The organism is Serratia sp. HNCC26DJ206 (genome assembly GCF_057180605.1).
On sequence record NZ_JBXUGP010000016.1, the window covers coordinates 110354 to 134151 of the forward strand.

Below are 23798 nucleotides of genomic sequence, written 5' to 3' on the forward strand. Positions count from 1 at the left end.
GGAAGGCGGCAAGCGAGCGAATCCCTAGGAGCCTACTTAGGTAGGTGACTAGGGTGAGCACGCGTAGCCAACACACCTGCAACTTGAAGTATGCCGGGTATATCACATTTTATCGTTTGGATTGAGTGCCTCTGTCAACCGTTGTTCCAACTTTCTGCGCGTTTCTGGATTCAGAGCACGCCGATCGCTGTCGGCCAAAATAAATAAGTCCTCGACCCGCTCGCCGATGGTGGAAATACGTGCGCCATGCAGCGACAGCCCAAGCGCGGCAAACACTTCACCGACCCGCGCCAGCAGGCCGGGCTGATCGAGAGCAATCAGTTCCAGATAGCTGCGACGATCGTTATGGGTCGGCAGGAAATTAACCTCGGTCGGTACGCTGAAATGGCGCAGTTTGGAGGAGGGGCGGCGCGCGCGCGGTGGCTGATATTCCCGCTGGGTGATCGCTTGCTCCAGCGCATGGCGGATCGCAGCGTGGCGATCCTGTGCCAGCGGGCTGCCGTCCGGCTCCAGCACAATAAAGGTGTCCATGGCGATCCCGTCACGGTTGGTGAAGATCTGGGCGTCGTGCACGCTGAGGTTACGCCGATCCAGTTCACCGACCACGGCGGCAAACAGGTAAGGGCGATCCGGGCTCCAGATAAAGATCTCGGTGCCCCCGCGCGTAGGTTGACGGCTGACCAGCACCAGCGGTTTGGTCGAGTCATGCACCAACAGATGGCGGGCATGCCACGCCAGCTGATTTGGTGAATGGCGCAGGAAGTAATCGGCGCGGCAACGGCTCCAGATGTGGTGCAGTGCCTCTTCGTCGATATTATCCATGCGCAGCAACGCCAGCGCTTGCAGGCGGTGATGGCGCACGCGTTCACGCAGATCCGGGCTGTTCTGCATGCCGCGGCGCAGTTGCTTTTCGGTAGCGAAATACAGTTCGCGCAACAGGCTCTGTTTCCAACTGTTCCACAAGTTTTCGTTAGTGGCGCAGATATCCGCCACCGTCAGGCACACCAGATAACGCAGGCGGGTTTCGCTCTGCACTTCACTGCTGAATTGCTGGATCACGTTAGGATCCTGGATATCGCGCCGTTGAGCGGTGACGGACATCAGCAGGTGGCAGCGTACCAGCCAGGCAACCAACTGCGTTTCACGGGAGTTCAGGCCGTGCAGCTCAGCAAACTCCAGTGCGTCCTGCGCGCCAAGAATGGAGTGATCGCCACCGCGCCCTTTGGCAATATCGTGGAAGAGCGCCGCCAGTAACAGCAGTTCAGGATGCGGCAAGCGGGGATATAGCTCTACGCATAGCGGATGGCGTGGGCGCGTTTCTTCATCGGCGAAGCTTTCCAATTTTTGCAGGACACGGACGGTGTGCTCGTCAACGGTATAGGCATGGAACAGATCAAACTGCATCTGGCCGACGATGTTGCCCCACTGCGGCATATAGGCCCAGAGCACGCTGTGACGATGCATGGGCACCAATGCGCGCGAAACCGCACCGGGATGGCGCAGAATGGCCATAAACAGATCGCGGGCTTCGGGAATATTGCACAGGGGCTGCTTCAGGTGACGGCGCGCATGGCGCAACTGGCGCACCGTGGTGGAGTAAATCCCTTTGATTTCGCGATTACGCACCATCAGGTAGAACATGCGCATGATGGCTTCTGGCTGGCGAATAAACAGCGTTTCGTCGCGCAGATCGATCAGATCGCCACGCAGTTGGAAATCGTCATTCAGCGGGCGCGGTTTTTCCGTGGCATCCAGCGCCAGAATCGCCTCGTCAAACAATTGCAGCAGCATGTGATTCAGTTCGCTGGCGCGACGCGTCATACGGTAGAAATCTTTCATCATGCGCTCTACCGGCTCATTGCCTTCGCCTTCGTAACGCAGCAACTGGGCCACGCTGAGCTGGCGATCAAACAGCAGGCGGTTGTCGTAGCGCGGCAGCACCAGATGCAGGGCAAAACGGATGCGCCACAGAAAGCTCTGGCACTCTTTCAGTTCGTTGCGCTCGGCCTGGGTCAGGAAACCAAAATCAACCATTTCGTCCAGCGAGGTAGCACCAAAGTGGCGTCGTGCCACCCACAGCAAGGTATGGATATCGCGCAGGCCGCCGGGGCTGCTTTTGATATCCGGCTCCAGGTTGTAACTGGTGCCGTGGTAACGCTGGTGGCGCTCCTGTTGTTCGAGCTCTTTGGCGTGGAAGAATTCGGGCGATGGCCAGAAACCATCGCTGAAAATGTGTTTCTGCATTTGCAGGAACAGGGCGACATCGCCGCAGATCATGCGTGATTCGATCAGGTTAGTGGCAACGGTCAGATCGGCCAGCCCTTCCAGCAGGCATTCTTCTAACGTCCGCACGCTGTGGCCGACTTCCAGCTTCAGATCCCACAGCAGGGTAATCAACTCACCTACGCGGGCTGCCTGTTCATCGTTCAGGCGGTGTTGGCTGAGCACCAGCACGTCGATGTCGGAAAGCGGGTGCAACTCGCCACGGCCATAACCGCCTACGGCAACCAGCGCGGTTTCCGGGATAGCTTCAAAACCGTAGAACACCCACAAGCGGCGCAGCAGCCGGTCAATGAATTTACTGCGGGCAGCCACCAGGCTTTCGGCGCTGGAACCGGCATTGAAGGCCGCCGCCAGCCACTGTTGGAAAAGCTCAAGGCGCTGTTTGAGCGCCACGCAGTTGAGCTCTTCATCGCCATAGGCGTTGGGGGACTCAGGCTGCTTTGGCACGGCCTGTTGCAGATTGACCGGTGTGTCTTGCTCACGATAATTTTCAGACATGATTCGCAGCCCATAAAAAAGCCGGCATCAGCCGGCTTGTGACCAGAAACAGCAGTGCTTACTGTTGTTCGTGCGTAATGATGTTGGGGATGGTGTCATCCTTGCGCAACGTCATTATTTCGCAGCCGTTATCAGTGACCACAATAGTATGCTCATACTGTGCCGACAAGCTGCGATCTTTAGTTTTTACCGTCCAACCGTCCTTCATGGTGCGGATGCGGTAATCACCTGCATTCACCATAGGTTCGATGGTGAAGGCCATACCGGCTTGCAGCACGACGCCGCCATCATCAGCATCGTAATGCAGTACCTGGGGTTCTTCGTGGAACACCTCACCAATGCCATGGCCGCAATATTCGCGCACCACGGAGAATTTTTCGGCTTCTACATACTGCTGGATCGCCTTACCCAGGGTACGCAGGCGGATACCCGGCTTGACCATTTTCAGCGCCAGATACAGACTTTCCTGCGTAATACGGCACAGGCGCTCGCCCAGAATAGTGGGGGTGCCGACAATAAACATCTTGGAAGTATCGCCGTGGAAACCGTCTTTGATCACGGTCACGTCGATGTTGACGATATCGCCGTCTTTCAGCACTTTTTCATCACTCGGGATACCGTGGCACACCACTTCATTTACCGAAATACAGACGGATTTCGGAAAGCCGTGATAACCCAGGCAGGCAGAAATGGCCTGCTGTTCGTTGGTGATATAGCTATGACAGATTCGATCCAGTTCGCCGGTGGTCACGCCAGGTTTGACGTGCGGCTCGATGATCTCCAGCACTTCAGCGGCCAAGCGGCCTGCAACGCGCATTTTTTGGATGTCATCAGGTGTTTTAATTGAGATTGCCATGAAATTAGTCCGCAGGTGTCTTATCGTAGACAGTATTAAGGAAAGGCTTGGACTTATGGTATCAGCCCGGCCAGAGGCTGCCAAATTTGATTTCGAAACGGCGGTGCAAATGCAACAAATGTTGGTGTCAGGGGCGGGTTTATGGTATAAAGCGCGCCGGCAGATCCGCACTTCAATCTTTGTAAGTGGTGCGGAAATGACCGAGATACTTTAACTGCACTCACATTGTGTAAATAACACACACGTATCGACACATTCGCCGGGGTGCCTTGAGATGACTGAGGTCATTGTCCGGGTCGGCGTTATGGGATACGTGGAGGCATAACCCCAATCACTCTATAGAGGTTTAATCATGGCAACTGTTTCCATGCGCGACATGCTCCAGGCCGGTGTACACTTTGGTCACCAGACCCGTTACTGGAACCCGAAAATGAAGCCTTTCATCTTCGGCGCACGTAACAAGGTTCACATCATCAACCTGGAAAAAACCGTACCAATGGCCAACGCAGCCTTGGCTGAGCTGACCAAGATCTCTTCCCGTAAAGGTAAGATCCTGTTCGTTGGTACCAAGCGCGCAGCAAGCGAAGCGGTAAAAGAATATGCCAACACCTGCGACCAGTTCTTCGTGAACCATCGCTGGTTGGGCGGCATGCTGACTAACTGGAAAACCGTTCGTCAGTCAATCAAACGTTTGAAAGATCTGGAAATCCAGTCTCAAGATGGCACCTTTGACAAGCTGACCAAGAAAGAGGCGCTGATGCGTACTCGTGAATTGGATAAGCTGGAAAACTCTCTGGGTGGTATCAAGGACATGGGGGGTCTGCCAGACGCTCTGTTTGTTATCGATGCCGATCACGAACACATCGCGATCAAAGAAGCCAACAACCTGGGTATCCCGGTATTCTCTATCGTTGATACCAACTCCGATCCAGACGGCGTTGACTTCATTATCCCTGGTAACGACGACGCAATCCGTGCAATCAAATTGTACCTGACTGCCGTTGCTGCCGCCGTCCGTGAAGGTCGTTCTCAAGATCTGGCCGTTCAGGCGGAAGAAAGCTTCGTAGAAGCTGAATAATAAGGTCAAGCCCTTATTAACCAGGTATTGAATATGTTGGTTAGGGGGGCCTTTAAAGGCCCCCTTTGCTTATCTGAATGAGAACTGTCTCCACGTGAGATAACCGAGGAAAAAGAAATGGCTGATATTACCGCTGCTTTGGTAAAAGAACTGCGTGAGCGTACTGCTGCAGGCATGATGGAATGTAAGAAAGCGCTGGTTGAATCTAACGGCGACATCGAACTGGCTATCGAAAATATGCGTAAGTCTGGTGCGATCAAAGCGGCGAAAAAAGCAGGCAACGTAGCTGCTGACGGCGTGATCAAAACCAAGATCGAAGGCAACTACGGCATGATTCTGGAAGTTAACTGCCAGACTGACTTTGTAGCTAAAGATGCTGGTTTCCAGGCGTTTGCTAATAAAGTGCTGGATGCGGCTGTTGCAGGCAAAATCACCGACGTTGACGTGCTGAAAGCGCAGTTTGAAGAAGAGCGCGTAGCGCTGGTGGCAAAAATTGGTGAGAACATCAATATTCGCCGCGTAGCTGCTCTGGAAGGCGAAGTGCTGGGTAGCTATCTGCACGGCGCACGCATCGGTGTACTGGTGGCGGCAAAAGGTGCTGACGAAGAGCTGGTTAAACAGCTGGCAATGCACGTTGCGGCAAGCAAGCCTGAGTTCGTGAAGCCTGAAGATGTGTCTGCTGAAGTGGTAGAAAAAGAGTACCAGGTTCAGTTGGACATCGCCATGCAGTCTGGCAAGCCGAAAGAAATCGCAGAGAAAATGGTTGAAGGCCGCATGAAGAAATTCACCGGCGAAGTCTCTCTGACCGGTCAACCTTTCGTGATGGATCCTGCCAAAACCGTTGGTCAACTGCTGAAAGAGCACAACGCTGACGTAACCAATTTCATCCGCTTCGAAGTGGGTGAAGGCATCGAGAAAGTTGAAACTGACTTTGCTGCTGAAGTTGCAGCAATGAGCAAACAGTCTTAATGCCTGTTAATGGAGCCGCCGTCAGGCGGTTCCATTTTATCCAGCCAGAGATAATCCGATGGCGGGCGCTGTGCAGCTATACTCAGCACAGGCGCAGCGTATCGGTCCAAACCCCCAATACTATTACTGCTTCTTAGGACAGAACACCATGGCAACCAATGCAAAACCCGTTTATCAGCGTATCCTGCTCAAACTGAGTGGTGAAGCCCTGCAAGGTGCAGAAGGTTTTGGTATCGACGCGAGCGTTCTGGATCGCATGGCTCAGGAAGTCAAAGAGCTGGTCGAACTAGGAATTCAGGTCGGTGTAGTTATTGGCGGTGGTAACCTTTTCCGCGGTGCGGGCCTGGCACAAGCCGGCATGAACCGCGTCGTGGGCGATCACATGGGAATGCTGGCGACCGTGATGAACGGCCTGGCTATGCGTGATGCACTGCACCGCGCCTATGTGAACGCTCGCCTGATGTCGGCAATTCCGCTGAACGGCGTGTGTGATAACTACAGTTGGGCAGAGGCGATCAGCCTGCTGCGCAATAACCGTGTGGTGATTTTCTCTGCCGGTACCGGTAACCCGTTTTTCACCACCGATTCTGCCGCTTGTCTGCGTGGGATCGAAATTGAAGCCGATGTGGTATTGAAAGCGACTAAAGTGGATGGTGTATACTCCGCTGACCCGGTGAAAAACCCAGATGCAACGCTGTACGAACAGTTAACCTATCAGGATGTGCTGGAGCGCGAGTTAAAAGTGATGGATCTGGCGGCGTTTACGCTGGCGCGCGACCATGGCTTGCCTATCCGCGTGTTCAACATGAATAAGCCGGGCGCACTGCGCCGTGTGGTGATGGGTGAGAGCGAAGGCACGCTGATCACCAAATAAAGGTGCCCAGCCAAGTTTATACCCGAAGTACAAGGGGTTGCCGCCAACAGCGCCGCGGCTTCAAGTATGAAGGGGATTGCGGGAGCGGTTAACGCCGGGCGTTGTGCGCTCCCCCTTGATTAACATTCACGGGCTCTACGTGTTGTATTGCCTGCCAAGTAACCAGCTTCCAAGGGTTCGCAACGTGATTAATGAAATCAGAAAAGATGCTGATTCACGCATGGAAAAAAGCGTCGAAGCATTCAAAAATCAAATCAGCAAGATCCGTACCGGCCGTGCTTCTCCAAGCATTCTGGACGGCATCATGGTGGAATACTACGGTTCGGCAACGCCGCTGCGTCAGTTGGCCAACGTGACCGTAGAAGACTCCCGCACTCTGGCAATCAACCTGTTTGATCGCTCTTTGGGTTCGGCAGTAGAAAAAGCCATTATGTCATCCGATCTCGGCCTGAATCCAAGCTCAGCCGGTAGCGTGATCCGTGTTCCGCTTCCGCCGCTGACTGAAGAACGCCGTAAAGATCTGATCAAAGTGGTGCGTGGTGAAGCTGAGCAGGGGCGCGTTGCCGTGCGTAACGTGCGCCGTGATGCCAACGATAAAGTGAAAGCACTGCTGAAAGACAAAGAAATCAGCGAAGACGAAGATCGTCGTTCACAGGACGATATTCAAAAGATGACCGATGCCTACATCAAGCTGCTTGATGCGGCGCTGGCAGACAAAGAAAAAGAGCTGATGGAGTTCTAATCAGCATCGCGCAGAAATAAAGCGTCGCTTGGTCGGCGCTTTATTTTTTGTGGCGAAGATCCCGTTTTATCGTACTGAAAGATCATGGACAAGCGGTGGTTCAGGTTACACACTGGAACACTTCCGATCTCATCAGACAGTGATTCAGAGCAAACTCATGAAGCAACTGACTATTCTGGGCTCCACTGGCTCTGTGGGCACCAGCACCCTGGCCGTGGTCAGGGAGAATCCCGACCTTTTCGCGATCAAAGCACTGGTAGCTGGCCGTAATGTGGCGGTGATGGCGCAGCAGTGCATGGAGTTTCGCCCTGCTTATGTGTCTATGGCCGATGAAAGCGCCGCGCGCGAATTACGGATCATCCTGGCGGAAAATGCGATAAAAACCGAGGTGCTGGCGGGTGAGCAGTCTGCTTGCGAACTGGCCGCACTGGACGACGTTGATCAGGTGGCTGCTGCCATTGTCGGGGCCGCAGGATTGTTGCCAACCTTAGCCGCTGTTCGCGCCGGTAAGCAGGTGCTGTTGGCGAACAAAGAGTCGTTAGTGACCTGTGGCAGGCTGTTTATGGAGGCGGTGCAAAAGAGCCAGGCACAGTTGCTGCCGCTGGACAGCGAGCATAACGCTATTTTCCAGAGTTTGCCTGAGAGCATTCAGCGCCAGCTGGGATACTCTTCTCTGCAGGAACACGGCGTTTCGCGTATTGTTCTGACCGGTTCTGGCGGGCCATTCCGTACCACGCCACTGGCGCAGTTTGCCGCCATGACGCCTGATCAGGCCTGTGCGCACCCTAATTGGTCGATGGGCCGCAAGATCTCGGTGGATTCCGCCACTATGATGAACAAAGGCCTGGAATACATCGAAGCCCGCTGGTTGTTTAATGCCTCAGCCGAGCAAATGGAAGTCATCTTGCATCCGCAGTCGGTGATCCATTCCATGGTGCGCTATGCTGATGGTAGCGTGCTCGCTCAATTAGGTACGCCAGATATGCGCACCCCGATCGCTCATGCGATGGCCTACCCGCAGCGGATTCATTCTGGGGTGGCTGCGCTCGATTTTTGCCGTATAGGCGCGCTGACCTTCTCTGAACCGGAACGTGAGCGTTATCCATGCCTGTATCTGGCGATTGCCGCCTTCGATGCTGGCCAAGCGGCAACGACGGCGCTCAATGCGGCCAACGAAGTCGCCGTGGCGGCATTCTTGCAGGAAGAGATTCGATTTACCGACATTGCTACGGTGAATCAAAAAGTGGTCGAACGCTTGGCGTTGCAGGAACCCTCCTGTGTTGAGGGGGTTTTGGACATCGATCGTCAGGCGCGTGAAATAGCTCGCAGCGTGGCCCGTGCATTGCGTGTTTAATCTGTAGCGTATTGTCTGATTTTGTTTGCAAATTGCGTTTGCAGCCGTGGGGCCGTTTGTTCGCGCTTCGCGGAGGTGGTATAGTCTGCGCCATAATCATCGGATATACCGTTGAATAATGGCCGGATTGGTGCGTCATGAACCGATATTTCCCAGGCGTTTTCTGGGGGCGCAAGGTGAGCAGACTAAAAAGCTGTGTCAGGCACACGGCTTTTTTTGCGCGCTAGGGTTGAACGTTCCGGTAAGGCTGTTGTGTTTCTACCGAGGGAATAAGTACGAGTTATGTCGTCCGCAAACCAACAAGAAGCTAATCTGTCTGCTCAAGGGCCGCGTCATGTCGCTATTATTATGGATGGCAACGGACGATGGGCTAAACGTCAGGGTAAGTTACGTGTCTTCGGTCATAAAGCAGGAGTGAAGTCAGTACGCCGCGCGGTCAGTTTTGCTGCCAGTAATCATTTGGATGCGCTCACGCTTTACGCCTTCAGCAGTGAGAACTGGAATCGCCCGGCACAGGAAGTGTCTGCCCTGATGGAACTGTTCGTGCGCGCACTGGACAGTGAAGTAAAAAGTTTGCATAAACATAACGTCAGGCTGCGTGTGATCGGCGATATCAGCCGTTTCAGCGCTCGTTTGCAGGAGCGTATTCGTCGCTCTGAGCAACTGACAGAAAACAACGATGGCCTGACGTTGAACATCGCCGCCAACTATGGTGGCCGTTGGGATATCATTCAGGGAGTGAGGGATCTGGCCGAGCAAGTTCAGCAAGGTGTATTGCACCCGGAACAGATCAGCGAGGAACTGCTGAGTGAACGTGTCTGCATGAGCGATCTGTCACCAGTGGATTTAGTGATCCGTACCGGTGGCGAACATCGCATAAGTAACTTCTTGTTGTGGCAAATTGCTTACGCCGAGCTTTACTTTACTGATGTACTCTGGCCTGATTTTGATGAACTTGTCTTTGAAGGTGCGCTGAATGCATTTGCACAACGTGAGCGTCGCTTCGGGGGAACAACACCTATCGGCACCAATGCGCCTTAGGGGGAACTTTTGCTGAAGTATCGCCTCATCACTGCTCTAATTTTAATTCCGCTGGTTATCGCAGCGCTGTTTCTGCTGCCGCCGCTGGGCTTCGCCTTGGTCACACTCGCTGTGTGCATGTTAGCAGCCTGGGAATGGGGACAGCTTGCCGGTTTCGCCACGCGTGCTCAACGCCTATGGTTGGCGATATTATGCGGCTTCCTGCTGGCACTGATGATGCTCAGTGTGCCCGCCTCTCACCACACCGCCGATCAGTTACAGGTCGTGGTGCCGCTGTGGCTGTCGCTGGTCTGGTGGCTGGTCGCGTTGCTACTGGTGCTTTTCTATCCTGGCTCCGCTGCTCTGTGGCGTCATTCGCGCCCGTTGCGTCTGGTGTTCGGCTTGTTGACCATTGTCCCGTTCTTCTGGGGGATGGTGGCCTTGCGCCAGTTCGGCTATGAGCAGAATCATTTTACCGGTGCCTGGTGGCTGCTGTACGTTATGTTGCTGGTGTGGGGGGCCGATTCCGGTGCCTATATGTTCGGCAAATTATTCGGTAAGCATAAACTGGCACCGAAGGTCTCTCCGGGGAAAACCTGGGAAGGGCTGATCGGTGGGTTGGTGACTTCGGCGGTGATTTCGTGGCTGTTTGGCCGCTATGCGCCGTTGAATATTGTTCCGGTCACTTTACTGGTGTGTTCAGTGATTGCTGCGCTGGCTTCGGTGCTAGGCGATCTCACTGAAAGTATGTTCAAACGTGAAGCGGGTATCAAAGACAGTGGTCATTTGATACCAGGGCACGGCGGGATACTGGATCGTATTGATAGTTTGACCGCAGCAGTGCCTGTATTTGCCTGCTTGATGCTGTTAGTGTTTTAATCCGTCATCGGCGGGGGAGTGAAAGGTTTATATGGTCAGCGTGCTCTGGAACTTGGTAGCGTTTGTTATTGCTCTGGGTGTATTGATCACCGTACATGAGTTCGGGCACTTTTGGGTGGCCCGTCGCTGTGGTGTCCGTGTAGAACGCTTCTCCATTGGTTTTGGTCGGGCGCTGTGGCGCCGTACCGACCGCCTGGGCACCGAATATGTTATCGCCATGATTCCTCTTGGCGGCTATGTCAAAATGCTTGATGAGCGCGTAGAAACGGTTGCACCGGAGCAGCGCCATCAGGCATTCAATAATAAAACAGTCTGGCAGCGCGCGGCGATTGTCAGCGCTGGCCCCATCGCCAACTTCCTGTTTGCTATCCTTGCTTACTGGATCGTCTTCATCATCGGCGTGCCGAGTTTCCGCCCGGTTATTGGTGAAATTGCTCCACAATCCATTGCTGCCATTGCAGAAATTTCCCCAGGTATGGAACTTAAGTCCGTTGACGGTATCGAAACGCCTGATTGGGAATCCGTTCGGCTGGCACTGGTGAGTAAAATTGGTGATGTGCAAACCGAGGTAGGGGTTGCCCCGTTCGGTTCTTCACAGGTGGTGAGCAAAACTCTGGATCTGCGTCATTGGAGTTTTGAGCCGGACAAAGAAGATCCTGTCCGTTCCCTAGGCATGATCCCGCGTGGTCCGCAGATAGAATCTGTGCTTGCAGAAGTGCAACAGGGGTCCGCAGCGCAAAAGGCAGGTTTACAAACAGGGGACAGGATCGTTAAAGTCGATGGTCAGTTGCTTGGGCGTTGGTCAACCTTGGTTAAACGGATCCATGATGGCCCGGGTAAACCGTTGGTTTTAGGGATCGAAAGAAACGGCACCCCCTTGTCTTTAACGCTGATACCGGATACAAAGCCGGTGGGAAAAGATAAAACGGTAGGTTTTGCAGGCATAATACCGAAAGTGCTACCGCTGCCTGACGAATATAAGACGATTCGCCAGTATGGGCCGTTCCCTGCGTTATATCAGGCTGGGGACAAAACCTGGCAGCTAATGCGGCTGACGGTCAATATGCTGGGTAAATTAATCACCGGTGATGTAAAGCTGAGCAATCTGAGTGGCCCGATTTCCATAGCACAGGGAGCAGGGGCGTCAGCAGGGGTTGGGTTTGTGTATTATATGATGTTTCTGGCGTTGATTAGTGTCAACCTAGGGATCATCAACCTATTCCCATTACCGGTATTAGATGGTGGGCATCTCCTCTTCCTGGCGATAGAAAAGCTGAAGGGGGGGCCGGTTTCTGAGCGAGTACAGGACTACAGTTATCGCATTGGTTCGATCGTGTTGATACTGCTAATGGGTCTTGCACTTTTCAATGATTTTTCTCGCCTTTAGGGGCGGGGACAGGTTAGGAAGAACGCATAACAACGATGGCGATGAAAAAGTTGCTCATAGCGTCGCTGCTGTTTGGCAGCGCCACCGTATACGGTGCAGACGGGTTCGTAGTGAAAGATATTCATTTCGAAGGCCTGCAACGAGTCGCCGTCGGTGCGGCGTTACTCAACATGCCGGTTCGCGTAGGCGATACCGTCTCTGATGATGATATCAGTAATACCATCCATGCCTTGTTTGCCACTGGCAACTTCGAGGATGTTCGCGTATTGCGCGATGGTGATACGCTGATTGTTCAGGTTAAGGAACGCCCTACCATTGCCAGCATCACTTTCTCCGGCAACAAGTCGGTGAAAGAGGACATGCTCAAGCAAAACCTGGAGGCTTCTGGCGTCCGGGTTGGTGAAGCACTCGACCGCACCACCTTATCCAGCATTGAAAAAGGGTTAGAAGACTTCTACTACAGCGTCGGTAAATACAGTGCCTCGGTAAAAGCGGTTGTGACGCCGTTGCCACGTAACCGTGTTGACCTGAAACTGGTGTTCGCTGAAGGGGTTTCCGCCACGATCCAGCAGATCAATATTGTTGGCAACCATGCTTTCACCAACGATGAACTGATCTCACGCTTCCAATTGCGTGATGAAGTGCCATGGTGGAACGTGGTTGGCGATCGTAAATACCAGAAGCAGAAACTGGCGGGTGACCTTGAAATCCTGCGCAGCTTCTATCTGGACCGCGGTTATGCCCGTTTTAATATTGATTCGACGCAGGTTAGCCTGACGCCGGACAAAAAAGGGATTTATATCACCATCAACATTACGGAAGGCGATCAGTATAAGCTTTCAGGCGTGGTGGTGAATGGCAACCTAGCAGGTCATTCGGCGGAAGTTGCCCAGTTGACCAAAATAGAGCCAGGTGAACTGTATAGCGGCAGCAAAGTGACCAAGATGGAAGACAACATCAAGAAGATGTTGGGCCGTTATGGTTATGCCTACCCGCGTGTACAGACTCAGCCTGAAATCAACGATACGGATAAAACCGTGAAGCTGCTGGTTAACATCGACGCAGGTAACCGTTTCTATGTTCGTCGCATCAAGTTTGAAGGCAACGATACCAGCAAGGATGCCGTACTGCGTCGCGAAATGCGCCAGATGGAAGGCGCATGGCTGGGTAACGATCAGGTTGAACAGGGTAAAGATCGCCTGAACCGCCTAGGTTACTTCGAAACTGTAGATGTAGAAACCCAGCGTGTACCGGGGACCCCGGATCAGGTTGATGTCGTCTACAAGGTGAAAGAACGTAACACGGGTACGCTGAACTTTGGTGTCGGTTACGGGACTGAAAGTGGCGTCAGCTTCCAGGCAGGCGTGCAGCAGGATAACTGGCTGGGTACGGGTTACTCTGTTGGTATCAACGGTACCAAGAACGATTACCAGACCTATGCTGAGCTGTCGGTCACCAACCCGTACTTCACCGTGGATGGTGTCAGCTTGGGTGGCCGCGTCTTCTATAATGACTTTAAGGCCAATAACGCCGATCTGTCTGATTATACCAACAGCAGCTATGGTGTAGACGGTACGCTGGGCTTCCCGATCAACGAGAACAACTCGTTGCGCGCTGGTTTAGGTTACGTCCATAACTCTCTGTCGCAAATGAAGCCGCAGATTGCCATGTGGCGTTATCTGGACTCAGTCGGTGAGAGTCCGGATCTGATAAATCGCGCCAGCTATACGGCGAACGACTTCCCGCTGACGCTGGGTTGGACTTACAACAATCTGGATCGTGGTTATTTCCCGACGTCGGGTAACCGTACCACGCTGAATGGCAAGGTTGTTGCACCGGGTTCTGACAACTCGTACTACAAATTCACGTTGGATAGCACGCAATACTTGCCAATCGACGACGATGCTACCTGGGTGATGCTGGGCCGTGGTCGCGTGGGTTATGCCGATGGTCTTGGCGGTAAAGAGATGCCGTTCTATGAGAACTTCTATGCGGGTGGTTCAAGCACCGTGCGTGGCTTCCAGTCCAATACCATTGGTCCGAAAGCGGTTTACTACAACTCCAACTCGTACACTTGTAATGATGCGCCGGGTAGCAGCGTGCCGCAGGTTATCTGTAATTCCAGCGATGCGGTTGGTGGTAACGCCATGGCTGTTGCCAGCCTGGAGCTGATTACACCGACGCCGTTTATCAGCGAGAAATATGCCAACTCAGTGCGTACTTCCGTGTTTATGGATGCGGGTACGGTATGGGATACCAAGTGGCAGAACACTAGCCAGACACGTATGTTCGATATTCCGGATTACAGCAAAGCGAGTAATATTCGCGTATCTGTAGGCCTTGCCGTGCAATGGATGTCACCGTTGGGGCCATTGGTGTTCTCTTATGCTGACCCGATCAAGAAATACGATGGTGACAAGTCTGAGCAATTCCAGTTTAACATTGGTAAAACCTGGTAACGGGTTTCACTTCTGGGTATAAGCAGTTAAAAAGAATCGCAAATGCCAGACTGACATCAAAACAAAGGGAGAGGATTCTCATTGTGTTGCGTGTCATGTTTGGCAGATTGTGTACTTCAAAGTGTCGTGTGACACAAACGGGTGATGGTAAGGAGTTTATAGTGAAAAAGTGGTTGTGTGCCGCAGGCCTCGGTTTAGCAATGGCTGCTTCAGCAGGCGTTCAGGCAGCTGACAAGATTGCTGTCGTTAACGTTTCCAGTATTTTCCAACAGTTGCCAGCACGTGAAGCCGTGGCTAAACAACTGGAAGGCGAGTTTAAAGGCCGCGCGAGCGAACTCCAGAACATGGAACGCGATCTGCAGACTAAAATGCAGAAACTGCAGCGTGACGGTTCTACCATGAAAGCGAGCGATCGTGCCAAAATGGAAAAAGATGTGATGGCACAGCGCGAGCAGTTCTCTCAGAAAGCTCAGGCTTTTGAGCAGGATAACCGTCGCCGCCAGATGGAAGAGCGTAACAAAATCCTGGGTCGTATTCAGGATGCCGTGAAAGCCGTTGCCAGCAAAGAAGGTTATGACGTAGTGATCGACGCTAATGCGGTTGCTTACGTAGGAACTTCTAAAGACATTACTGCCGACGTGCTGAAACAGGTTAAATAACAACATGCCTTCGATTCGACTGGCTGATTTAGCACAGCAGTTGGATGCACAATTGCACGGTGATGGCGATATTGCCATCACCGGCATTGCTTCTATGCATTCTGCACAGGCTGGCCAAATCACGTTTTTGTCAAACAGCCGCTATCAAGAACAGCTGGCTTCTTGCCAGGCGAGTGCCGTTGTTTTGACCTCTGCAGATTTACCCCATTGTCGCTCTGCGGCGCTGGTGGTTAAGAACCCTTATCTGACTTATGCGCGTATGGCGCAATTGATGGATACCACGCCGGCACCTGCAGCGGATATTGCGCCTAGTGCGGTGATTTCCCCGGAAGCTCGGCTTGGGAAAAATGTTGCCATTGGGGCAAATGCGGTTATTGAGTCCGGTGTAGAACTTGGCGATAACGTGGTTATCGGCCCTGGCTGTTTTATCGGCAAACACGCACGCATTGGTGCGGGTACGCGTTTGTGGGCAAATGTTACGATTTATCATGAAGTTGAAATCGGCCAGCACTGCCTGATCCAATCTGGAACGGTAATTGGTGCTGATGGTTTTGGCTATGCTAACGAGCATGGCAACTGGATCAAGATCCCGCAGTTGGGCACGGTGATCATCGGCGATCGTGTCGAGATCGGCGCTTGTACCACCATCGATCGCGGCGCGTTGGATAACACTCTGATTGGGAATGGTGTTATCATTGATAACCAGTGCCAGATTGCGCATAACGTAGTAATTGGCGACAATACCGCGGTTGCCGGTGGTGTGATTATGGCTGGCAGCCTGAAAATCGGCCGCTATTGCCAGATTGGTGGGGCCAGTGTGATCAATGGCCATATGGAGATCGCTGACAAGGTTGTTGTCACCGGTATGGGAATGGTTATGCGACCAATTACCGAACCTGGGGTATACTCCTCGGGCATTCCGTTACAACCCAATAAAGTTTGGCGTAAAACCGCTGCGTTGGTGATGAATATCGATGAGATCAGCAAGCGCTTAAAAGCTGTCGAACGAAAAGTCGGAAAAGACTAATCACCACCGCCCGCCTTACTGGGTGCACATCGAAACGCGTTGGCCTTAAAGCCAAAAGCGCAAAGAGTTGTTAATTTGCGGCCTGCATGATGATCCCCTTTTTGGGGTCAACGCAGGCCGTGTTGTTGATGCCATCAGTTTTTAGAGACAGGAAGAGTATTTTGACTACTGACACTCATACTCTGGATATTGCAGAAATTTTGGAACTGCTTCCTCACCGTTACCCATTCTTGCTGGTTGACCGTGTACTGGAGTTTGAAGAGCACAAATATCTGCGTGCAGTGAAAAACGTCTCTGTTAATGAGCCGTTTTTCCAGGGGCATTTCCCTGGTAAACCGATTTTCCCTGGCGTGTTGATTCTGGAAGCGATGGCGCAAGCCACGGGCATTCTGGCATTCAAGAGCGTAGGTAAACTGGAACCGGGCGAATTGTATTATTTTGCAGGTATTGATGAAGCTCGCTTCAAGCGCCCTGTGGTGCCAGGTGATCAGATGATCATGGAAGTCACTTTCGAAAAAACCCGCCGTGGTCTGACGCGCTTTAAAGGCGTGGCGACCGTTGACGGAAAAATTGTCTGCGAAGCAACCATGATGTGTGCCCGCAGCCGGGAGGCATAATCCGTGATTGATAAAACCGCCTTTATTCATCCTAGCGCGATCGTTGAAGAGGGTGCCGTTATCGGCGCTGGTGCGCAGATCGGTCCTTTCTGCTACGTCGGCTCCCAGGTGGAAATCGGCGCAGGTACGGTACTGAAATCTCACGTGGTGGTGAACGGTATCACTAAGATCGGCCGTGATAATCAGATTTATCAGTTCGCCTCCATTGGCGAAGTGAATCAGGATCTGAAATATGCCGGTGAACCAACGCGTGTTGAGGTTGGCGATCGTAACCGTATTCGCGAAAGCGTGACTATCCATCGTGGCACAGCGCAGGGCACGGGTCTGACCAAAGTGGGTAACGACAACCTGCTGATGGTTAACGTACATATCGCACATGATTGTGTGGTCGGTAATTCCTGTGTGCTTGCCAACAATGCAACGCTGGCGGGCCATGTAGAGATTGACGACTACGCTATTATCGGTGGTATGACTGCTATCCATCAGTTCTGCGTTATCGGTGCTCATGTGATGGTAGGGGGCTGTTCCGGTGTGGCTCAGGACGTACCTCCTTTTGTCATCGCACAAGGCAACCATGCGACGCCGTTCGGGGTTAACGCCGTAGGGCTGAAACGCCGTGGTTTCGATAAAGATGAAATGCAGGCAATTCGTAACGCCTACAAAATCCTTTATCGCAGTGAGAAAACGTTGGATGAAGCCAAATCAGAAATCGAAACCCTGGCGCAAGAGCAGCCAGTGGTGCAGCAGTTCCTCGATTTCTTTAGCCGTTCTACCCGCGGGATTATTCGCTGATTTATGCCAAATCGTCCATTGACTATCGGATTGGTCGCCGGGGAAACCTCTGGTGATATTCTTGGCGCCGGGTTAATCCGCGCGCTTAAGGTGCAGCATCCAGAAGCCCGTTTTGTTGGTGTGGCAGGCCCGTTAATGCAGGCCGAAGGGTGTGAAGCCTGGTATGAGATGGAAGAGCTGGCGGTAATGGGAGTGGTAGAGGTTCTTGAGCGTTTGCCACGCCTGTTGAAGATCCGCAGGGATCTTACCCGCCGGTTCAGTGAGCTGGCACCTGACGTATTTGTGGGTATCGATGCGCCAGACTTCAATATCACGTTGGAAGGCCGCCTGAAAAAGCGCGGTATCCGCACTATTCACTATGTCAGCCCGTCAGTCTGGGCCTGGCGTCAAAAGCGCGTTTTCAAAATTGGTAAAGCGACCGACCTGGTGTTGGCGTTTCTCCCTTTCGAAAAAGCGTTTTATGATCGTTTCAACGTTCCCTGCCGCTTTATCGGCCACACTATGGCTGATGCGATGCCGCTGCAGCCGGATAAACTGGCCGCACGCGCTGCGTTAGGGATTGCCCCTGATGCTCGTTGCCTTGCGCTGCTGCCCGGCAGCCGTGGTGCTGAAGTAGAAATGTTGAGCGGGGATTTCCTCAAGACGGCGCAGCAGCTGCGTACTCACTATCCCGATCTGGAAGTGGTAGTGCCTTTGGTGAATGCTAAGCGGCGTGAGCAGTTCGAGCGCATCAAGGCCGAAGTGGCACCGGAACTGACGGTGCATTTGCTGGACGGCAAAGGGCGCGAAGCCATGATCGCCAGCGATGCCGCCCTGTTGGCCTCTGGTACCGCAGCGCTGGAATGTATGCTGGCGAAGTGCCCGATGGTCGTGGGTTACCGCATGAAACCCTTTACTTACTGGTTGGCGGAGCGATTGGTGAAAACCCCGTACGTTTCGCTGCCAAACCTGCTGGCGGGGCGTGAAATCGTGCCCGAACTGCTGCAACACGACTGCGTGCCGGATAAGCTGGCTGCGGCACTGTTGCCGTTGCTGGAAGAGAGCCCGCAAGCTGAGCAACTGAAACAGACTTTCCTTGAACTGCACCTGAGTATTCGCTGTGGTGCAGACGAGCAGGCCGCTCAGGCGGTGTTGGAGCTGGCAAAAGCATGATTGAACCCTTTGTTTATCCTGTCGCCCGGCTGATTGCCGGTGTGGATGAAGTGGGCCGCGGCCCGCTGGTTGGCGCGGTAGTGACTGCGGCAGTGATCCTCGATCCTGCACGGCCGATCGTTGGGTTGGCCGATTCCAAAAAACTCAGCGAGAAGCGCCGCGAAGCGTTGTACGAAGAGATCGTGGAAAAGGCGCTCTCCTGGAGCCTGGGGCGTGCTGAGCCGGAAGAGATTGATCGGTTGAATATTCTGCATGCCACCATGCTGGCGATGCAGCGTGCGGTGGCTGGTTTGCCCCTCACGCCCGACATGGTGTTAATTGATGGTAATCGCTGCCCCAGCTTGCCGATGCGTTCGCAGGCGGTGGTTAAGGGTGATAGCCGAGTAGCAGAGATCAGCGCGGCATCCATCCTGGCGAAAGTGACACGCGATCGCGAAATGGCCGAGCTGGATCGGGTATTCCCCGAGTACGGTTTTGCCCAGCACAAAGGCTACCCTACCGTTTTCCATCTGGAAAAACTGGCAGCATTGGGGGCCACTCAGCACCATCGACGCAGTTTCGCGCCGGTAAGACGCGCACTGGAACTGTAGTAGTCTTGAAAGCAAAGAGTTAACCTCGGCCCACTAAGCTGGGCCCTACACCTTGGTATCTCGATATGGCCGAACCTCGTTTTATTCACCTGCGCGTTCATAGTGACTACTCCATGATTGATGGGCTAGCCAAGATCGGCCCGTTGGTGAAAAAAGCTGCCGAACTTGCCATGCCCGCCTTAGCGGTCACCGATTTCACCAACCTATGTGGCTTGGTGAAGTTTTACGGTAGTGCGCATGGTGCCGGGATCAAACCGATCATCGGTGCGGATTTCCATGTGCAGAGCGAGGTGTTAGGTGATGAATTGGCGCAACTTACCGTGCTGGCGACCAATAACCAAGGTTATCAAAACCTGACTCTGTTGATCTCTAATGCCTATCAGCGCGGTTACGGTGCCGCTGGTCCGATTATTGACCGCGATTGGCTGATCGAACACCGTGAAGGGTTGATCCTGCTTTCCGGTGGGCGCATGGGCGACGTTGGCAAATTCTTACTGCGTGGTAACCAGGCGCAGGTTGATCAATGCCTGGCGTTTTATCAGGAATATTTCCCCGATAGCTACTATCTGGAGCTGATCCGCACCGGTCGCGCAGACGAAGAGAACTATCTGCATGCCGCCGTAGCGCTGGCTACCGAGCGCGGTTTGCCGGTAGTGGCCACCAACGATGTCCGTTTTCTGGTGGAAGACGACTTCGATGCGCATGAAATCCGCGTGGCGATCCACGATGGTTTTACGCTCGACGATCCCAAACGTCCGCGTAACTACAGCCCGCAGCAGTTTATGCGCAGTGAAGACGAGATGTGTGAGCTGTTTGCCGATATCCCCGAGGCACTGCTCAACAGCGTCGAAATAGCCAAACGCTGTAACGTTACCATTCGCCTTGGCGAATACTTCCTGCCGCAGTTTCCTACCGGTGAAATGACCACCGAAGATTTCCTGGTCGCCAAATCCAAAGAAGGGCTGGAACAGCGTCTCGAATTCCTGTTTCCTGATCCAGAGGTGCGTGCTCAGCGCCGCCCAGAATACGATGAACGTCTGGACATTGAGCTGAAAGTGATCAACCAGATGGGTTTCCCTGGCTACTTCCTGATCGTTATGGAGTTCATCCAGTGGTCGAAAGATAACGATGTGCCGGTAGGGCCAGGGCGTGGTTCCGGGGCGGGTTCGCTGGTGGCCTATGCGCTGAAAATTACCGATCTGGATCCGCTGGAGTTTGACCTGCTGTTCGAACGGTTCCTGAACCCGGAACGTGTATCGATGCCCGATTTCGACGTCGATTTCTGCATGGAAAAACGCGATCTGGTGATTGAACATGTGGCAGACATGTATGGCCGCGAAGCGGTATCGCAGATCATCACCTTTGGTACCATGGCGGCGAAAGCGGTAATCCGCGATGTGGGCCGCGTATTGGGCCATCCGTATGGCTTTGTTGACCGTATCTCCAAGCTGGTGCCACCCGATCCGGGGATGACGCTGGAAAAGGCCTTTGCCGCTGAACCTCAGCTGCCAGAAATTTATGAGGCAGACGAAGAAGTCAGGGCGCTGATCGACATGGCGCGTAAGCTGGAAGGGGTGACGCGTAACGCCGGTAAGCATGCGGGCGGGGTGGTGATCGCACCGACCAAAATCACAGACTTCGCGCCGCTGTATTGTGATGCTGAAGGTAACCACCCGGTTACCCAGTTCGATAAAAACGACGTGGAATATGCTGGGCTGGTGAAGTTTGACTTCCTTGGCCTGCGCACCTTGACCATCATCGACTGGGCGTTGGCGATGATCAACGCTCGCCGCGCCAAGACCGGGCTGGAACCGATCGATATCGCCGCTATTCCGCTGGATGACAAACCAAGCTTCGACATGCTACAGCGTTCGGAAACCACGGCGGTATTCCAGCTTGAATCGCGCGGCATGAAAGACCTGATCAAGCGCCTGAAGCCTGACTGCTTCGAAGATATGATCGCACTGGTGGCGCTGTTCCGCCCAGGCCCTTTGCAGTCGGGCATGGTAGATAACTTTATCGACCGTAAGCACGGGCGCGAAGAGATTTCCTATCCTGATATCCAGTGGCAGCATGAGTCGCTAAAACCGGTGCTGGAGCCGACCTACGGCATCATCCTGTATCAGGAGCAGGTGATGCAGATTGCCCAGGTGCTGGCGGGTTACACGCTGGGTGGTGCGGACATGTTGCGCCGTGCGATGGGTAAAAAGAACCCGGTCGAAATGGCTAAACAGCGCGGCGGGTTTGAAGACGGTGCTAAATCGCGCGGTATCGATGGGGAACTGTCGGTAAAAATCTTCGATCTGGTAGAGAAGTTTGCCGGTTACGGCTTTAACAAATCGCACTCAGCCGCTTATGCGCTGGTGTCGTACCAAACGCTGTGGCTGAAAGCCCACTATCCCGCCGAGTTTATGGCAGCGGTAATGACCGCCGATATGGATAACACCGATAAGGTGGTTGGGCTGGTGGATGAGTGCTGGCGCATGGGGCTGAAAATCCTGCCGCCGGATATCAACAGCGGGCAATACCATTTCCACGTCAATGACGAAGGCGAGATCGTTTACGGTATCGGCGCGATCAAGGGCGTGGGGGAAGGGCCGATTGAGGCCATTATCGAAGCGCGTAACAGTGGCGAACAAGGATACTTCAAAGATCTGTTCGATCTGTGCGCGCGCTCCGATGTCAAAAAACTGAATCGCCGTATTCTGGAAAAACTGATCATGTCCGGGGCGTTCGATCGCCTGGGGCCGCACCGTGCTGCGCTGATGCATTCGCTGGGCGATGCGCTGAAAGCGGCCGATCAGCATGCCAAAGCCGAAGCGATTGGCCAGGCTGATATGTTTGGTGTGTTGGCAGATGCGCCAGAGCAGGTGGAGCAGTCTTACGCCAACGTACCGCTCTGGCAGGAACAGGTGGTGCTGGATGGTGAGCGTGAAACGCTGGGGCTCTATCTTACCGGCCATCCGATCACCCAGTATTTGAAAGAAATCGAACGCTATGCCGGTGGCCAGCGTTTGAAAGATATGCACCCGACGGAACGGGGTAAGATGACGACCGCCGTCGGGCTGGTGATTGCCGCCCGGGTTATGGTGACCAAACGGGGCAATCGTATCGGCATTTGTACGCTGGATGACCGTTCTGGCCGCCTGGAAGTGATGTTATTCACCGAAGCGTTGGAAAAATACCAGCATTTGTTGGAAAAAGACCGTATCCTGATCGCCACTGGACAGGTCAGCTTTGATGACTTCAGCGGTGGGCTTAAAATGATGGTCCGCGAGTTAATGGATATCAGTGAAGCCCGTGAAAAATACGCCCGTGGGCTTGCTATCTCGCTGACGGACAGGCAAATTGATGACCAGCTTTTGAACCGTCTCCGCCAGTCGTTGGAACCCCATCGATCGGGGACGATTCCAGTGCATCTCTACTATCAACGGGAAGATGCACGAGCAAGGCTGCGTTTTGGCGCAACCTGGCGCGTGACGCCGACCGACCGCTTGTTGATAGATTTGCGGACCCTGGTAGGTAATGAGCAGGTGGAACTGGAATTTGACTAAAATAGGAATGCTATGAGTCTGAATTTTCTTGATTTTGAACAGCCGATTGCAGAGCTGGAAGCGAAAATTGACTCGCTGACTGCAGTCAACCGTCAAGACGAAAAATTAGATATTAATCTGGACGAAGAGGTTCAGCGCCTGCGTGAAAAGAGCGTTGAGCTGACGCGCAAGATTTTTTCCGATCTTGGGGCCTGGCAGATTGCCCAATTGGCACGCCACCCGCGCCGCCCTTATACGCTGGATTATATCGCACACATCTTTACCGACTTTGAAGAACTGGCTGGCGATCGTGCCTATGCCGATGACAAAGCCATCGTCGGTGGTATCGCACGGCTGGATGGCCGCCCGGTGATGATCATTGGTCATCAGAAAGGGCGCGAAACCAAAGAGAAGATCCGTCGCAACTTCGGCATGCCAGCGCCAGAAGGCTATCGCAAAGCGTTGCGCCTGATGGAAATGGCTTCTCGCTTCAAACTGCCACTGATTACTTTCATCGACACCCCAGGGGCTTATCCGGGTGTAGGTGCAGAAGAACGTGGTCAATCTGAAGCGATCGCCCGCAACCTGCGCGAAATGTCCCGCCTGAATATCCCGGTGATCTGCACCGTGATCGGCGAAGGCGGTTCAGGCGGTGCGCTGGCTATCGGCGTTGGCGATAAAGTGAATATGCTGCAATACAGCACCTATTCGGTGATCTCGCCGGAAGGTTGTGCTTCAATTCTGTGGAAAAGTGCCGACAAAGCGCCGATTGCCGCAGAAGCGATGGGCATTACCGCACCGCGTCTGAAAGAGCTGAAACTGATCGATTCGGTGATCCCGGAACCTCTGGGTTCTGCGCATCGTGACGTACCGGCAATGGCTGCTTCATTGAAAGCGCAGTTGCTGGCGGATCTGGCGGATCTGGATGGTTTCAATAACGAAGAATTGCTCAACCGCCGTTATCAGCGTTTGATGAACTACGGCTACTGCTGAGTTTGCCTGCGCTACAAGAAACCGCCTGCCCAGGCG

19 protein-coding genes are annotated in these 23798 nt (G+C 53.6%); 17 read left to right on the forward strand and 2 right to left on the reverse strand.

The features are described from left to right. Positions 1-102: 102 nt before the first annotated feature. Both glnD and map read right to left on the reverse strand, forming a co-directional pair. Positions 103-2781 (reverse strand): bifunctional uridylyltransferase/uridylyl-removing protein GlnD, encoded by a 2679-nt coding sequence (gene glnD, locus AC2A1E_RS12580; protein ID WP_484384023.1) that lies wholly within the window; start codon positions 2779-2781, stop codon positions 103-105. Positions 2782-2839: 58 nt separating this feature from the next. After that, entirely contained in the window at positions 2840-3637 is a 798-nt protein-coding gene (map, locus tag AC2A1E_RS12585; RefSeq protein WP_484384024.1) for a type I methionyl aminopeptidase, read from the reverse strand. 352 nt (positions 3638-3989) lie between these two features. Here map and rpsB point away from each other — a divergent pair, with 352 nt between their 5' ends. The 17 genes from rpsB to accA all read left to right on the forward strand — a co-directional run bounded on the left by rpsB (position 3990) and on the right by accA (position 23762). Beyond that, positions 3990-4715, forward strand: a complete 726-nt coding sequence (rpsB, locus tag AC2A1E_RS12590; RefSeq protein WP_459401549.1) for a 30S ribosomal protein S2 — start codon at positions 3990-3992, stop codon at positions 4713-4715. Positions 4716-4832: 117 nt separating this feature from the next. Further along, the gene (gene tsf, locus AC2A1E_RS12595; protein WP_459401550.1) at positions 4833-5684 is read left to right on the forward strand and encodes a translation elongation factor Ts; all 852 of its coding nucleotides are present in this window, start codon (positions 4833-4835) and stop codon (positions 5682-5684) included. Between the two features lie 148 nt (positions 5685-5832). After that, positions 5833-6558 (forward strand): UMP kinase, encoded by a 726-nt coding sequence (gene pyrH, locus AC2A1E_RS12600; RefSeq protein ID WP_037403751.1) that lies wholly within the window; start codon positions 5833-5835, stop codon positions 6556-6558. A 184-nt stretch (positions 6559-6742) separates the two neighbouring features. Beyond that, positions 6743-7300 (forward strand): ribosome recycling factor, encoded by a 558-nt coding sequence (frr, locus tag AC2A1E_RS12605; RefSeq protein WP_459401551.1) that lies wholly within the window; start codon positions 6743-6745, stop codon positions 7298-7300. A 157-nt stretch (positions 7301-7457) separates the two neighbouring features. Next, complete coding sequence (ispC, locus tag AC2A1E_RS12610) at positions 7458-8654, forward strand: 1-deoxy-D-xylulose-5-phosphate reductoisomerase (RefSeq protein WP_484384025.1); 1197 nt, start codon at positions 7458-7460, stop codon at positions 8652-8654. A 282-nt stretch (positions 8655-8936) separates the two neighbouring features. Next, complete coding sequence (gene ispU / locus AC2A1E_RS12615) at positions 8937-9695, forward strand: (2E,6E)-farnesyl-diphosphate-specific ditrans,polycis-undecaprenyl-diphosphate synthase (protein ID WP_459401553.1); 759 nt, start codon at positions 8937-8939, stop codon at positions 9693-9695. 9 nt (positions 9696-9704) lie between these two features. Next, complete coding sequence (cdsA, locus tag AC2A1E_RS12620) at positions 9705-10553, forward strand: phosphatidate cytidylyltransferase (RefSeq protein ID WP_484384026.1); 849 nt, start codon at positions 9705-9707, stop codon at positions 10551-10553. A gap of 31 nt (positions 10554-10584) precedes the next feature. Next, positions 10585-11940 carry a sigma E protease regulator RseP gene (gene rseP / locus AC2A1E_RS12625; RefSeq protein WP_484384027.1) on the forward strand — a complete coding sequence of 452 codons (1356 nt, stop codon included), beginning with the start codon at positions 10585-10587 and terminating at the stop codon, positions 11938-11940. Between the two features lie 35 nt (positions 11941-11975). Next, positions 11976-14399, forward strand: a complete 2424-nt coding sequence (gene bamA, locus AC2A1E_RS12630) for an outer membrane protein assembly factor BamA (RefSeq protein ID WP_484384028.1) — start codon at positions 11976-11978, stop codon at positions 14397-14399. Between the two features lie 161 nt (positions 14400-14560). After that, positions 14561-15058, forward strand: coding sequence for a molecular chaperone Skp (skp, locus tag AC2A1E_RS12635; protein WP_076943703.1), 498 nt, complete (start codon positions 14561-14563; stop codon positions 15056-15058). Positions 15059-15062: 4 nt separating this feature from the next. Further along, complete coding sequence (gene lpxD / locus AC2A1E_RS12640) at positions 15063-16085, forward strand: UDP-3-O-(3-hydroxymyristoyl)glucosamine N-acyltransferase (protein ID WP_484384029.1); 1023 nt, start codon at positions 15063-15065, stop codon at positions 16083-16085. A gap of 161 nt (positions 16086-16246) precedes the next feature. Further along, positions 16247-16702, forward strand: a complete 456-nt coding sequence (gene fabZ / locus AC2A1E_RS12645; protein ID WP_015673553.1) for a 3-hydroxyacyl-ACP dehydratase FabZ — start codon at positions 16247-16249, stop codon at positions 16700-16702. A 3-nt stretch (positions 16703-16705) separates the two neighbouring features. Further along, positions 16706-17494: an acyl-ACP--UDP-N-acetylglucosamine O-acyltransferase gene (gene lpxA, locus AC2A1E_RS12650; protein ID WP_484384030.1), complete on the forward strand. Its 789-nt coding sequence runs from the start codon at positions 16706-16708 to the stop codon at positions 17492-17494. Positions 17495-17497: 3 nt separating this feature from the next. Beyond that, the gene (lpxB, locus tag AC2A1E_RS12655; RefSeq protein ID WP_484384031.1) at positions 17498-18646 is read left to right on the forward strand and encodes a lipid-A-disaccharide synthase; all 1149 of its coding nucleotides are present in this window, start codon (positions 17498-17500) and stop codon (positions 18644-18646) included. Continuing rightward, complete coding sequence (rnhB, locus tag AC2A1E_RS12660; protein ID WP_484384032.1) at positions 18643-19236, forward strand: ribonuclease HII; 594 nt, start codon at positions 18643-18645, stop codon at positions 19234-19236. Before lpxB ends, rnhB begins: the two co-directional genes overlap by 4 nt. Positions 19237-19301: 65 nt before the next feature. After that, complete coding sequence (gene dnaE / locus AC2A1E_RS12665; protein ID WP_484384033.1) at positions 19302-22790, forward strand: DNA polymerase III subunit alpha; 3489 nt, start codon at positions 19302-19304, stop codon at positions 22788-22790. Positions 22791-22802: 12 nt separating this feature from the next. Further along, on the forward strand, positions 22803-23762 hold the full coding sequence (gene accA, locus AC2A1E_RS12670) for an acetyl-CoA carboxylase carboxyl transferase subunit alpha (RefSeq protein ID WP_459401563.1): 960 nt from the start codon (positions 22803-22805) through the stop codon (positions 23760-23762). Positions 23763-23798: the final 36 nt, after the last annotated feature.

Coding starts and splice junctions, on each gene's coding strand:
- rpsB (WP_459401549.1), top strand. CDS start 3,990: ATGGCAACTGTTTCCATGCGCGACATGCTCCAGGCCGGTGTACACTTT.
- ispU (WP_459401553.1), top strand. CDS start 8,937: ATGTCGTCCGCAAACCAACAAGAAGCTAATCTGTCTGCTCAAGGGCCG.
- lpxD (WP_484384029.1), top strand. CDS start 15,063: ATGCCTTCGATTCGACTGGCTGATTTAGCACAGCAGTTGGATGCACAA.
- rseP (WP_484384027.1), top strand. CDS start 10,585: ATGGTCAGCGTGCTCTGGAACTTGGTAGCGTTTGTTATTGCTCTGGGT.
- glnD (WP_484384023.1), bottom strand. CDS start 2,781: ATGTCTGAAAATTATCGTGAGCAAGACACACCGGTCAATCTGCAACAG.
- bamA (WP_484384028.1), top strand. CDS start 11,976: ATGGCGATGAAAAAGTTGCTCATAGCGTCGCTGCTGTTTGGCAGCGCC.
- dnaE (WP_484384033.1), top strand. CDS start 19,302: ATGGCCGAACCTCGTTTTATTCACCTGCGCGTTCATAGTGACTACTCC.
- accA (WP_459401563.1), top strand. CDS start 22,803: ATGAGTCTGAATTTTCTTGATTTTGAACAGCCGATTGCAGAGCTGGAA.
- map (WP_484384024.1), bottom strand. CDS start 3,637: ATGGCAATCTCAATTAAAACACCTGATGACATCCAAAAAATGCGCGTT.
- ispC (WP_484384025.1), top strand. CDS start 7,458: ATGAAGCAACTGACTATTCTGGGCTCCACTGGCTCTGTGGGCACCAGC.
- tsf (WP_459401550.1), top strand. CDS start 4,833: ATGGCTGATATTACCGCTGCTTTGGTAAAAGAACTGCGTGAGCGTACT.
- lpxB (WP_484384031.1), top strand. CDS start 17,498: ATGCCAAATCGTCCATTGACTATCGGATTGGTCGCCGGGGAAACCTCT.
- rnhB (WP_484384032.1), top strand. CDS start 18,643: ATGATTGAACCCTTTGTTTATCCTGTCGCCCGGCTGATTGCCGGTGTG.
- pyrH (WP_037403751.1), top strand. CDS start 5,833: ATGGCAACCAATGCAAAACCCGTTTATCAGCGTATCCTGCTCAAACTG.